The 13,476-nt window shown below is 47.6% G+C and carries 9 protein-coding genes; 3 read left to right on the top strand and 6 right to left on the bottom strand.

Going from position 1 to position 13,476, the window contains the following annotated elements; genetic code table 11:
* Window positions 1-237: 237 nt before the first annotated feature.
* Complete coding sequence (locus M2108_RS14680; RefSeq protein ID WP_277470006.1) at window positions 238-1,143, top strand: NAD(P)-dependent oxidoreductase; 906 nt, start codon at window positions 238-240, stop codon at window positions 1,141-1,143.
* A 310-nt stretch (window positions 1,144-1,453) separates the two neighbouring features.
* The gene (locus M2108_RS14675) at window positions 1,454-1,924 is read left to right on the top strand and encodes a GNAT family N-acetyltransferase (RefSeq protein WP_277470007.1); all 471 of its coding nucleotides are present in this window, start codon (window positions 1,454-1,456) and stop codon (window positions 1,922-1,924) included.
* On the opposite strand, the gene M2108_RS14670 is transcribed toward M2108_RS14675, so the two are convergent.
* The 4 genes from M2108_RS14670 to tkt form a co-directional block, all read right to left on the bottom strand.
* Entirely contained in the window at window positions 1,917-2,366 is a 450-nt protein-coding gene (locus tag M2108_RS14670) for an alpha/beta fold hydrolase (RefSeq protein WP_277470008.1), read from the bottom strand. The two genes, M2108_RS14675 and M2108_RS14670, sit on opposite strands and share 8 nt — an antisense overlap.
* A gap of 144 nt (window positions 2,367-2,510) precedes the next feature.
* Complete coding sequence (gene tnpB / locus M2108_RS14665; RefSeq protein WP_277470009.1) at window positions 2,511-3,599, bottom strand: IS200/IS605 family element RNA-guided endonuclease TnpB; 1,089 nt, start codon at window positions 3,597-3,599, stop codon at window positions 2,511-2,513.
* A 258-nt stretch (window positions 3,600-3,857) separates the two neighbouring features.
* Window positions 3,858-4,175, bottom strand: coding sequence for a pyrimidine/purine nucleoside phosphorylase (gene ppnP, locus M2108_RS14660; RefSeq protein WP_068722189.1), 318 nt, complete (start codon window positions 4,173-4,175; stop codon window positions 3,858-3,860).
* 34 nt (window positions 4,176-4,209) lie between these two features.
* The gene (gene tkt, locus M2108_RS14655; RefSeq protein WP_277470010.1) at window positions 4,210-6,258 is read right to left on the bottom strand and encodes a transketolase; all 2,049 of its coding nucleotides are present in this window, start codon (window positions 6,256-6,258) and stop codon (window positions 4,210-4,212) included.
* 328 nt (window positions 6,259-6,586) lie between these two features.
* Between tkt and M2108_RS14650 the strand changes: the two genes are divergently transcribed.
* Window positions 6,587-7,225, top strand: a complete 639-nt coding sequence (locus tag M2108_RS14650; protein WP_277470011.1) for a hypothetical protein — start codon at window positions 6,587-6,589, stop codon at window positions 7,223-7,225.
* Between the two features lie 49 nt (window positions 7,226-7,274).
* On the opposite strand, the gene M2108_RS14645 is transcribed toward M2108_RS14650, so the two are convergent.
* Together M2108_RS14645 and M2108_RS14640 are read right to left on the bottom strand one after the other, a co-directional pair.
* Window positions 7,275-11,207 carry a glycoside hydrolase family 78 protein gene (locus M2108_RS14645; protein ID WP_277470012.1) on the bottom strand — a complete coding sequence of 1,311 codons (3,933 nt, stop codon included), beginning with the start codon at window positions 11,205-11,207 and terminating at the stop codon, window positions 7,275-7,277.
* A gap of 16 nt (window positions 11,208-11,223) precedes the next feature.
* A complete protein-coding gene (locus M2108_RS14640; protein WP_277470013.1) occupies window positions 11,224-13,470 on the bottom strand; it encodes a hypothetical protein in 2,247 nt (748 codons plus the stop codon).
* Window positions 13,471-13,476 lie beyond the last annotated feature (6 nt).

Here is a 13,476-nt window from a genome sequence, read left to right as displayed (position 1 = left end):
GTAATGGTAACCTCCTGTTTATCTCTTTGGATTTGACACCGTTTGTTACAACTTTATAATCTAGGATACTTTAATTTGCCTTGACTGGCAAGGTCTTAGGGCACAGCGCCCGCTTTTGGGATATGCTTTTGAGAGTTACATGAAAACGCTTGCTGATTATACATACTCTGCTATCCTTGTGGAACAACCCTATGTGCCGTGTTAGAATGTAAAAAAAAGAGTGAAGGCGGAGATGGAATGAAACAGATCGGCTTTATCGGACTCGGAACCATGGGGGCTCCCATGGCGGAAAATCTGCTGAAAGGCGGATATCAGGTTACGGTATACAACCGTACGGCGGCAAAATGCAAGCCTTTGGAGGAAGCAGGCGCTGCTGTTGCAGCTACCCCCCAGGCCGCAGCACAGGATCAGGATGTTATTATTACCATGATCAGCAATGACGATTCAATCCGTGAGGTTTTTTACGGAGAGAACGGCATTCTGGCCGTGCTCAAGCCGGGAGCGGTAATCATCGACTCCAGCACCATATCTCCGGGACTGGTCAAAGAAGTCGCGGCAGCCGTGGAAGAACGCGGCGGCAGCTTCCTTGATGCACCTGTAACCGGCAGCAAGCCTGCAGCAATCGAAGGTACGCTTGTATTCATGGTCGGCGGCGATGCCAGCGTTATTGAAGCGCACCGTGACCTGTTTGATACGATGGGCCGCCTGCTGCTGCATATGGGTGGGAACGGCAGCGGCGCAGTGGCCAAGCTGGCCCACAATACCATGGTCGGCATTCATAACGTTGCCCTTGCCGAAGGGTTCTCCATCGCCGTGAAAAACGGCGTTCCGGCTGACAAGTTCCTGGAGCTGGTCCAGAACGGCTCTGCTGGCAGCAAGCAGGCTGAGCTGAAGGGCCGCAAAATCATTGAGAATGACTTCAGCAACCAGTTCTCGCTGGCGCTTATGCTGAAGGATCTCAAGCTTGCATCGGCACTCAGCGATTCCACAGGTGTACCTGCACCGATGCTCGGACTGGCAAAGAGCATGTTCCAGGCCGGATATACACAAGGCTACGGTGACGAGGATCTGTCCGCAGTAGTCAAAACCTATGAGGAATGGATTGGCCGGAAGATTGGCTCAGACACGGCAAACCAGGAATAGACTCTGGTACAGGTCAATTAAAAAAGGTGTTCCACAGCCCGCCTTGCGGCAGTTGGAACACTTTTTTTGTGGGGGATAACAGCTCCGGTAAATGGATTGCCTTACACTTCCGGGGCGCTCGCTGGCTCCGCGGTGATTTGCCCTGAATCTTCACCTTCAGTTGCCGCTCCCTCCTGAACCGTCTGAGGCTCCAGAATAGGCATTTCTGTCCTTGACTCATAATTATGCTGCTGGGCAGGTATCCGCCATAATACAAAAGAATTAATTACTTAGCAGGGTTCCCCATAATATGCCAAGGAGGCTTAACAAAATGCTTACCATATCTTTTGCCGATCCAAAGGATGCTCCCAGGCTGGCCGATGTACAGAAGCGTACATTTGATGCCGATGCCAGGCTCTACCAGAATAAAGAAGAAGACGGCCCTCCCGGCTACGACTCCGCTGACTGGCAGACTGAGCAGATGAATAACGCCCATTACTATAAGCTTATCGCAGAAGATAACATCATCGGAGGCATGATTGTGTTCCCGTCCCCTGCCGATGCAGAATGTCACCTGAGCCGCATTTTTATTGATCCGCTGCATCAGAACCATGGCTACGGGCAAGAATCATTCCGGTTCCTGTTTCAAACCTATCCCGCTGCCCGTAAATGGACCCTGGACACCCCATCCTGGGCACTCAGAAATCACTACTTCTATGAGAAGCTCGGCTTCGTACGTACGGGAAAAATTACAGGTGAGGTAAACGGCGAGGTCATTATCGAGTATGAGCGGGTCAGGTAAGCATTCCTTCACCGGTTCTGCTTAGCCAATCCTTAACCATAGCTCCTAAAAGCTCCTCCTGCTCCATATGCAGATTGTGCCCTGCACGGTCAAGGACAGCGAATGTGGCGTGCGGGTATAAATCCAGCAGCCTCCATGCATCCCTGTACCCGGTCATGGAATCCTGTCTTCCGGTCAGAATGAGGCTTGGTTTAAGAAACGGGGCCATCCTGTCAGCATCAAAGCTAAAAGGATATTTGCCTGCCGCCTTGATCCGATCCATAAATCCGTTATCCGACAGCTGCAAAGCACTCACAATCTCACGGTTATAACGCTCCCAGGCAGTCCTGGTCTGCACTACTGCAATAGATGTGAATTCGTCCCGTTCTGCTTCACTTAATTCCTCAAGCAGTTCCTTGTCACAGACTGCAGCCTGATGCTGCGGCAACTCTCTGTCGCGCATCTCTGCAATAACACAAGGACTTGAATTCTCCCCCACTTAGCTAACGCTTGAAGTGGCGGATTCTTGCGAACAGAAGAGTAACCTCTTCTTATTTAGCAAGCGATCCCTGCGTTCCCGCAGTTCTATCATTTGGATAGGTGGCGGTTAAACCGCTACTTGTGCAATATTATGAGCGGCGTTTTCATCACGGTCATGATGCGTACCGCAAGCGATGCATGTCCATTCCCGAACCGCAAGATTCTTTACTTCGGGGTGGATCGTGCCACACACGTGACACCGCTGACTGGTCGGCTCGAACATACCTGCGATCCGAAGGGTTCGTCCATACCAAAGGGCTTTGTACGTCAGTTGCCGTACCCACTCCCCCCAAGACGCATCCGCGATGGATTTTGAAAGCTTGGGATTCTGGATCATATTCGCAACACGCAGATGTTCGATACTAATCGTTTGGTTTTCACGGATCAGTTTCGTTGTCAGTTGGTGGAGGAAATCATTTCGTTTATTTGCAATATGTTCGTGAATACGGGCGACATGCTGTTTCGCCTTCTTCCAGTTGGAGCCGCCGTGAGTACGCCGAGCCATCCGCCGCTGCCAAAGCGCCAGCTTTTTCTCATATTGGCGGTAAAAGCGGGGATTGGCATAACGTTCACCATTCGAGCATACGGCATACTCTTTCAAACCCAAATCGATACCGATGTGTGCGTCCACTTGCGGCAGTGGGTTCTTTTCAACTTCGCAAACGAGCGAAACGAAAAATTTCCCGCTGGCGTTTTGACGCACGGTAGCGGACAAGATCCGGCCTTCCAGCTTCCGGGAGTTTGCAAAAGTCATCCAGCCGAGTTTTGGGAGCTTCAAGCGACTCCCCTCAATGGCGATATTCCCATTCACGAATTTGGTCGTGTAACTTTGAATCGGATGCTTCCGGCTCTTGAAGCGTGGCGCTTGATTTTGCTTTTTGAAAAAGCGATCAAAGCTATCCGCCACATGACGGGCAGCCGACTGCAAGGCGATGCTATCGGCTTCTTTCAGCCAGTCGTATTGTGCTTTTAGTGCAGGAAGTTTTGTCGCACAAGCGTGATAAGACAGGCCTTTTCCCGTTTCCGCATAGCTTTGATTCCAAGTGTCCAAAAAGGTATTGAACACAAAGCGGCAGCAGCCAAACATACGCCTTATGAGTTGCTGTTGTTCCGCTGTAGGGTAAATCCGGTATTTATAGGCTCGATGAATCAGCATGTGCGACACCTCATTTTTAGTAATATTATTCCTATTATAGCACATACGTTCGGTTTGAAGTCAAAAACCGCAGATTCATCCCCACCCTATCGAGGATGGAGTATTCTCAGCTTTTTTAGATAAAACAAGAACATTAGTTCTTATTCAATATACCAAATACCATTATTTTGGACAAGTCTTATTTTCTTCGCCTCTGCCCAACTCACAAAAAAGAAGCCCTGCAATTAAGCAGAGCTTCTTTCTGTAGAAAAGATGAAATTACAGGTTCGGGTAAGAACAGCAATAATCAGTTAAAGCGAATACTTCCAGCGCAAACTTGGAGTTTCCGGGAACGTGGAACGTTTCAGCACCCTTGATTTCTTTCCAGACGTCAGTACCGGGAAGCAGTACCTTCAGATCGCCGGACAGAATCTCCATCGTTTCCGGACCTTCCGTACCGAATTCATACACACCCGGCAGCATGATGCCGAGCGTTACCTTCGTGCCATTCTCCAGAATGACGGTACGGCTGGTTACTTTTCCATCGTAATAGATATTGGCTGCTTTGTGAACTGTTGCGTTGGTAAACTGACTCATGCGCTTATTCTCCCCTTTATATTTATTCCGTCTATTATAGCAGGGCTTTAACGCGGCTGACTACATTTTCTACTGTAAAGCCGTATTCTTTCATTACGATATCGCCAGGCGCGGAAGCACCGAAGGTAGTGATACCGAGAATGTCGCCCTGATCACCTGTGTAACGCTCCCAGCCGAAGGTCTGTGCCATTTCAACTGCCAGACGAGCCTTAACTTCAGGCAGGATAACGGAATCGCGGTAAGCCTTGTCCTGTTTCTCGAACAGATCCCAGCTCGGCAAGCTGATTACACGCACGTCGATGCCTTCTTCAGCCAGCGCTGCCTGAGCTTTTACAGCCAGCTGTACTTCGGAACCGGTAGCAATAATCTGTGCCTGTGGAGTACCGTTCTTGGCATCAGAGACAACATATCCGCCGCGTTTGATGTTCTCACGCACGCCATCTACAGTTCCGGCAAGGATCGGCAGGTTCTGGCGGGTAAGCACCAGAGCCACAGGGTTAGCTGTGTTCTCAAGCGCATAAGCCCAAGCTGCGGAGGTTTCGTTGGCATCAGCCGGACGGATTACAGTCAGACCCGGGATAATGCGCAGGGAAGCCAGCTGCTCGATTGGTTCATGGGTAGGGCCGTCTTCACCGACAGCGATACTGTCATGAGTCAGAACATAGGTTACCGGCAGCTTCATAATGGAAGCCAGACGGACAGCCGGACGCAGGTAGTCGGTAAATACGAAGAACGTTCCGCCGAATACTTTGAGACCGCTGTGCAGGGCAATCCCGTTCATTGCAGCAGCCATACCGAATTCGCGTACGCCGAAGTAGATGTTGCGGCCGTCATAGGATTCGGATGTGAATTGGGTCAGGCCTTTCAGGTGAGTCATTGTGGAGCTCTCAAGGTCAGCAGAACCGCCCACGAGCTGCGGAACTCCGGCTGCCAGTCCGTTCAGTGCATTACCGGAAGCAACGCGGGTGGACACGGCTTTGTCTTCTGCTGTGAAGAACGGAAGCTGTGCATCCCAGCCTTCAGGAAGTCCGCCGCTGATTGCTGTTTCGAACTGTGCTGCCAGCTCAGGATAAGCTTCTTTGTAAGCTGCAAATTTCTCGTCCCATGCTTTATTTGCGGCAATCCCTTTTTCCTTCACTTCAGCAAAACGTGCACGAACTTCATCCGGTACAAAGAAGTCCTCTTCATATACCCATTTGTAGAAGTCTTTAGTCAGTTTCGCTTCGTCAGCACCCAGCGGGGAACCGTGTGTACCGCCATGGCCGCCTTTACCCTGTTTGTTCGGGCTTCCGTAGCCGATAACCGTTTTAACTTCGATCAGGGTCGGTTTGCTTGTGTCTGCCTGTGCATCAGCAATAGCCTGTCCCAGTGCCGGAAGATCGTTACCGTCCTCAACGCGCAGAACCTGCCAGCCGTAAGCTTCAAAACGCTGTGCAACATTCTCGGAGAATGCCAGGTTCAACTTGCCGTCGAGCGAAATATCATTGGAATCGTACATTACAATCAGCTTGCCCAGCTTGAGGTGTCCGGCCAGGGAAGCTGATTCCGAGGAGATCCCTTCCATTAAATCGCCGTCGCCGCAGATTGCGTATGTGTAGTGATCGATTACATCATGGTTGTCTTTATTATAAGTAGCTGCCAGCTGAGCTTCAGCCATAGCCATACCTACTGCCATACCGATACCTTGTCCCAGCGGACCGGTAGTCGCATCAACACCAGCAGTGTGACCAAACTCAGGATGGCCTGGAGTCAAGCTTCCCCATTGGCGGAACTGCTTCAATTCTTCCATTGGCAGATCGTAGCCGCTCAGGTGCAGCAGGCTGTACAGCAGCATAGAGCCGTGTCCGGCGGACAATACAAAACGGTCACGGTTAACCCATGTCGGGTGATCCGGATTATGATTCATTGTTTTGGCAAACAGTTGGTAACCCATCGGTGCGGAACCCATCGGCATACCCGGGTGGCCGGAGTTAGCTTTTTCGATAGCATCGATAGCGAGCGTACGGATCGTAGTGATCGCCAGGTTATCCACCGTCGAATTTTCTTCCTTATGGATTGCTTGCTCTTTTGCCTGCTCAGTCATTAAAATAATCCTCCTCTAAATCAAGAATGTCATTTTGACTATTATTGTATCACTAATGCGGAAGCATTACCAATTGTTTTTGCAAACACAGGCTTTCAACAGCTTATATTCTGCTGATTCCCGCCGGATTATGCACTGGCCGCACACAGAAATATCAACTAATCTGCACATCACATACTGGTCTCAAGACCAGGTACTTAGCCTTTAGTCCAGTTTCAGGTTAAGACTAAAGTTTGTTTCCCGGAAACGGATTATACAGTAAGATGAAGTTACCTAACGAGGATTTTACCGGATTATCCATAACTTCCAGCAGAAAGGAATCTAGAGCATGAATGCACGCAAAAATATTTATATCGTACTGACCGGAACGGGCACCGCCTTCAGCGGATTAATCAAATGGTTCACCAAGGCTGAGTTGAATCATGCTTCGATTGCCTTTGACCGGGAACTGCAGGAGGTCTACAGCTTCGGGCGGAAAAAAGTGCATAACCCGTTTGTGGCCGGACTGATCCGCGAGCATTTTGACCATCCTTTTTACAGTACGGCGGATTGCGCGGTCTATGAGATGAATGTGAGTCTTGAGGAATACGATACCATGTACAACCATGTACAGGGCATGATGGAGAACCAGAAGCGCTACAAATATCACCTGCTTGGCCTGATCGGAGTGCTGCTGAACGTAAAATTCAACCGCGAGGACGCCTATTTCTGCTCCCATTTTGTCGCTTCTGTCTGTGAGGAGGCTTCCTGCCGGCCTGTGGCCAAGCCCTCCTGCTTTGTCACACCAGAGGATTTCGCTGAATCCCTGTGCGCAAGTAAAATATACAGCGGCAAGCTGTCCTATTATATGCACCTTACACAAGGCAACACTTACATAAACGCAGCAAAAGTATCTGCCACTTCCTCAGTAGCGTCAACCGCACGCAGACTCCTGCTGGCAGAAGAACGGGCCGAGGGAATCATCTAAAGATTCAATCCTCAGCCCGTGTTATACGGCTATACGCCAACATAATCTGCTACTTAATCCGGTGACTTTGAAAATAATCCAGCCACTCCCCTTGTATGGTCACCGTTACCGTATCTGTTTTGGTGCTATACGCATTCCTTGCTGTAAAAGTAAACGTGACCGGCCCATCGGGCAGCCTTTCGAATGATGAATCATACAGTTCACCGCTCCAGAGCGTCTTGCCGCTGTCATTCGGGGTCAGCATGGTCCGGTACCCTCCTGTCATTGTGACCTCAACGGTATCCGGCAACCCTGTTGCGTTCGATTGCAGCACGAAGCTCTCCCCCGCCCAGAAAACGCTGTAGCTCCGCGGACTCTCTGCTGTTCCGCTTTTTTTCAGATTATAAGCTTGCCGGTTGTTATTCCATTCCGCCGTATGGCGCACAGCACCTTGGACAGTCAGCAGATTAACCATAAAATACTTGCGCGGAGACACACTGCTCCAGTTAAATCCGTCATACACCTCAATCTCCACAGCGTATTTCTGGTTCTCTGTTAATGTACCGGCCGGAATCTGCCACTCCTGTACGGAAGAAGTCTGTTCCCCTGACTGTACAGTAGCAGCCCCGGTAGCCAGATTAATGACTCTTACTTTATAACGCTGCTGCGCATCCCCGTCTTCATCCTGATAATCCCATTTCATTACAGGAGTAAGTGTGTTCACTACAGTTGGAGCACTCTGGCTGCTGCTGGCCGGATACGTGATATTCGCTGCAGGAATACGGTTGGCCACCGTAATCGTCTGTGTCAGCTCTCTGCTGAGCCCGAGCGAATCTGTTACAACCTGCCGCACTGTAAAAGTTCCATTTGTACTGAACTGTTTGGTAAAGGTACTTAGTGTGCTGGCGAGCCCTTCTGTTCCGCCGGACGGCTTAAGATGATATTTGTAGCTGATGGTGTCGCCAGCTGGTATATCAGTATCCGTTGCCGTTCCTTGAATGTTCAACGTGTCAGTACGGTAGATCGGCACCTGCGCTGCATTACGGCCAGTGTCAGTTATAAGTGTAAAGCCTGGCTGCGGCGGATTGTCGATGATGAATGCCTTCTCATTGGAGACATCCGACCAGGACTTCATCGAGTAACCCCGCCCCAATACAGTAAAAAGCTTAAACCTCTCAAAAGTTCCGTTTGGCACCTGATATTGCCTTATCGTGCCAGCGCTATCCGGGCCTTCTACTGATTTGGCCAAAATGCTGTCTTTGGTGTAGAACTCAAGTGTGTATTTTTCCTGGGGATCACCCTCAGGATCGATGTAAGTCCAGGTAATTGTTGGGTCACCTGCAATGCTGGCATCGATTATAGTTGGGCTGATTACAGTGCCAGCCGGGGACGTGAGAGTCATAGAGGGCTTCAGATTTTCCCGAACAGTGACTTTGAGGCTGGCCACATTGGATTTTGCACCAATCTGGTCGGTTACCCAATGCTCGACCGTATATATTCCGGTTTGGTGGAAATTCACATCGATTGATTTATGATTGCGAAGGATACTGGCCTGCCCCTCGCTGTCGATGACCCTCCAGTAATACTGCAGGCTGCTTGCATCTGAGCTGTCAAGATCGGTTGCTCCAGAAGTATACGTCTTCGAGGTGTACTGTGTGGCTTCCGCAGGTCCAGACAGCTCGGCTGTAGGGACATGGTTCAGAATTTCAAACATCCGGGTAGCATAAGCCTCCTGGCTGCCGTCTGATACGTTAAGCCTCATTTCCCAGTCCCGTGATATAGCAGCCTTATCTGATATCCCGAGCCCGCTAATCAAATTCCGGATAACTACATTCTGATTCCGGGTACTGCCGCTATAAATATAACTGCTGTTACCCTTGCGGCCGTACCATGTGTAGGTCAGCGCATCTCCGTCTGCATCCGGATCCGGAGTTGTGTTTTCCATCGTCAGGATATCATCGCGATACACTTGGGTGGGCATGTTAAACGCTGCTACCGGTTTATTGTTAATAACGTTAGCCCATTGTGAGTAATAATCGGACCAAGCTCCTCTATTGTCGCGTACCCGTAAGACAACCTGATAACTTCCTGCTCCGTAGCCCGTTAAGCTTGGTGGAATAGTTAACGCGCCGTAGTGATAGTACACCTGGGTTCCATTTTTGCGGATTACCCATTCGTAGGTGTCCAGGTAATCATTGTCGGGGTCATACGATTTATCTGTTATTACCGTGCTCTTCCGGTAACTCACATTAATGGGATCGATAATAAAGTTTGCTACTGGTGGTAAATTGGCTCCGGTGCCGAGGACTTGTGATGTCCAGTCGGACCAGACGCCTACACTTAGCGGACCGTCCATGTCTCTTACACGTAATCGTAATTCGTAAGCATCACTTGTAGGTCGAGTATTCAGCTGCCCATCATTCCATGATTCATCTCCTACTTTACGCCATTGCCACTGACGATCAATTAAACCCTTATTGTACGCGGTTGTATGGTCAATATCGTAGGAATTATCTGTGATTTGAATGCTGTTTCCGATTAGTTTAGCTGCAAACAGAGCAGTTGGCTTCCGATGGATAAGAAACGTAAGCGATGACTCATTGTCTCTGCTCCATTTTCTAAATTCATCAAAGCTATCTCCTTGCGGATTGTCCTTGACTTGAACAATTGCGTTATATACACCAGGGTAAGCAAATGATGTGTACATTGCTGAACGCCATAAACCCGAATCATACAGAGTACCTAACGGATTATCAAAAAAGGTCGGGTCATGATCATACCTAAATCGGGTTGAATATTGAGGATCATTTTCATAATCCTTATAAGATGTACCAATCTCAAACTGTGAATTGATCAGATAGTAGTTTTTATTAAGCAGTTTGTTTTTTACGCTGAGGGTGAATTGTCCACTCGCTTTATAGTTTCGCCTATCTACTACTGTGACCGTTCCCGTATAATTGTCTGGCGGTAAGGAATCGTTAATGGCATCAATAGGGACAGTGAATTGCTGGGCTGTGTATGAGTTGTAAATTTTGATCCGGCGGTAATATACATTAGGGACTTCTACAATGACATCCAGCTCTTCATTATCCGGATCTTGTGCGTACCCTGTTACATTCAGAACATTTTGACCATCCACATTATAGAGTGTAGCTCCACTTTGAGTGGTCAGAGACAGGGTTGGCGGGGAGTTCACTTCTAACTTCGCATCTGCAAAGTCAATGATAGGCCACTGACTGTTACGGCCATTCGTCAAAGAGTCTGTATAAATAAACACATGTCGTATCATTTTCGGATCACTGACCATGTAACGATAATAATCACTAATCGATCCCGCTGAAAAATCAAGATGATAGCTACTCGCTGGTATTGATAAATCCATATGATCTCGTACACTTGCAGGCTGCCAATAGGTCAATCCTGTTGAATTATACTCCCTTAGAAGATGCCCCGGCGCGTTAATTCCGCCTACAGTACTGTAATATGAAGCAAACCAGTCCCTTAAGTCAGTATACCCCCCTCCATTTTGCCAAGGTTCTATAAAGTCACCTTGAATATATCCTTCAGCATGCGTCATTGCCCAACCAGGTATACTTTGGCTGTTCCAGTAGTATGAATCTTTTCCTGGACCTCTATCTACAGTGATTGAATAGTTTATGGTGGACAAGTCATACGTTAGTATTCTTGTTACTCTGTTCCATTTTATATTGGTAACTTTAAAGCTATCTCTGTGAGCAGTTACTTTTGAGTTCACATAGTACCCCCAATACGGATCATTATCGATCCTCTGCCATGTATCCCATACTGGCGGTTCAAAATTGTTAGGCATAGTTATGGTTCCGTCAAAAGCAGGAACTTCAACGTCCATGTAGTTAACCACTGATGTGTCTGCAGCAATCACTTTAGACTCTGGTGCATACGGAAAAATAGTTGCAATTAAAACAATGCACAATAAGATTTTGCAAATAAATATATATACATATGATTTCTCTCGTCTTTTCATCTAATTATCCCCTCTTTTACCATGACCAATCAGATGTTGGCGGACGATTTTCAACGGTTACAATTCGTTCAAGCACCGGCTGCGTATCAGTATTCGCAGATCTGCGATCTGACGCAGTCACAAAGGCATCAATTGTCGGCTGGCCAAATTCTTCTGTCACGGTTAAACGGATCTCGTATCTGCCCACTTTTGCCGGATAAAAATTTATGCGGTCAAGGTTAGCGTTACTTAACTGAGTCCATGCTTCTCCTGTAAAATTACCGTTGTTATCTGAATCATAACGATATTCCCAGACTCGTGTTGCCAGGTAGTCGTAGTCAGGTGAAACGGTGAAGTCCTCCAGTGTTACACTTGCCTTATTCCCATTGTCCGGATCACGGTAGACTATTAATGGCATCGAAATGTACGGTACAGGCGCTTCGTCAGGGGCAACGGTGAATGTCCACGAGCTTGTGCCGGAATAACCCGCTGTGTTAACGACATATAAGGTAGCTTTGTACTGACCAGGAGTTTTCATCAGGACATCCACTTCTTTTACTCCTACTAAACTCCCGCTGTATTTTATATCTGCATTGGACCCACCAGAGACTGCAGTGATAGTAAAGCGTGTGCTACTTTCTACGATTGGAAAATCATCGGATATGTTCTTAGTCCCGTTCCGTATTGTTATCTTCCGATTCTGCTTCAAGGTTCCCAGGAGTTCGATTTTGGCTTTTGGTGCAGGAGCTACTACCTTAATGTCGCGTGTGGTAGTAGATGTAAGACCGTCGTTATCTGTAACTGTAAGCGTGATGGTTTGCGTAGTATCAATGGAGTCTAGACCATATGAGGTATCACTGGACTTACCGTATAATGCAAGATTTACATTAGGATGCTGCCAAGAGTACGTGAGGATTGTGCCGTCAGGATCGAAGGATTCGGCTCCGGATACGATGAACTTTTCACCGGCAACAACTTGGTCAGGCATGGTGATTCGGGCAATCGGAGGTTTACCAATAGCTGGTGTAGGCGTAGGAATAGGTATGCTACTTGGCGGTGGACCGTTATAGGTTCCAGCATTGATGGTAAAGGTTTCACTTAATGTAGATATGCTTCCGGATGCTGTAACCACCGGCTTTGCAAACCTAACGGTAACAGTCAATGTGTAATTTTGGGTGAATTTTGGCTGTGTAGCAGCTTCCTGCTTTGATATCTCGAAATCAAACTGCTGGTCACTGGAAAGCACCTTTTTCGTATCCTTTTTAGTGACTAATGATCCATCATTGCCAGTCTTTTTGGCATAAAAAACCCATTCCAGGATGTTGGATGTATCAGTGTAAGCAGCCAGTGAACCTTTCAGTGACAACTTTACCGGTACTGCCTTATCTGAATATTTCTCGGGGTTTGGATTAGGTGCAAGTAATCCCACCTCTCCAGTTAAGGTTGGTTCCGTAGGAAGCTTGTACTCGAAGGTGACAGTACCAGCATAGCTGTATGTAGTAACTTTTGCGGTAGCTGTGTAGTAGTAGTTAACAGTAGCAAAATATCTTCTGCCTTCCGCAACACCAGAAAGTCCTTCTGTAGATTCAGGTGCGTATTTCACAGAGTTAGGAATCCAATAGTTAAGAATAACTCTATTATTCTTAAATTTCGGTTCATTTTTCACATAATTACTGTAACTAATAATCTGGGGTATGATCGTTGACTGAACAACAGCATCAGAATCAATCACTTCAGTTTTTGAGCCATTATACCATTTTAAATAGGCCCTATCCTGCAGAGGCCCCGCACTAACGAGTGTTGAAGGTGGATTCTTTGAGGGAACACCATCAGTTGCTTGAACATCCCGGTGTGCATTGTTAATATCATTTTTTTCATCGTACTCATTGATTTGCCAACGTCTCCCATCAGAATACAACCAAATGGAGTTATATATATTAGAAGTGTATATCGCTTCATGAGAACCTCTATAACCCTGTACATCAATTGTTTTAACAGACTGATTTCCTTTGAGAGTAAGTTTAACTTTCCCCTCAACAACAGAAAGATTCCCAACAATAGCGTTATTACCATTGTATTTCAGCGTACTTGCTAATATAGATGATGAAGTGACAGTACTCGGTAAATCTAAAGAAAATGTTTTAGCGCTATTGTCGGAGCCGGTTAAACCTGATGATATTGGAATAGCTATAGAGGCAGTTGTAGAGTCGGCAGCAAACGTAAATTCAGGTAAACTTGAGAACACAATCGCCAGCAAGATTACGTAAATAATTCGTTTTTTCATAACAAT

Source organism: Paenibacillus sp. PastM-3, assembly GCF_029893965.1.
GTDB lineage: Bacteria > Bacillota > Bacilli > Paenibacillales > Paenibacillaceae > Paenibacillus_AQ.
This window is presented reverse-complemented; position numbering and strand designations above follow the sequence as displayed.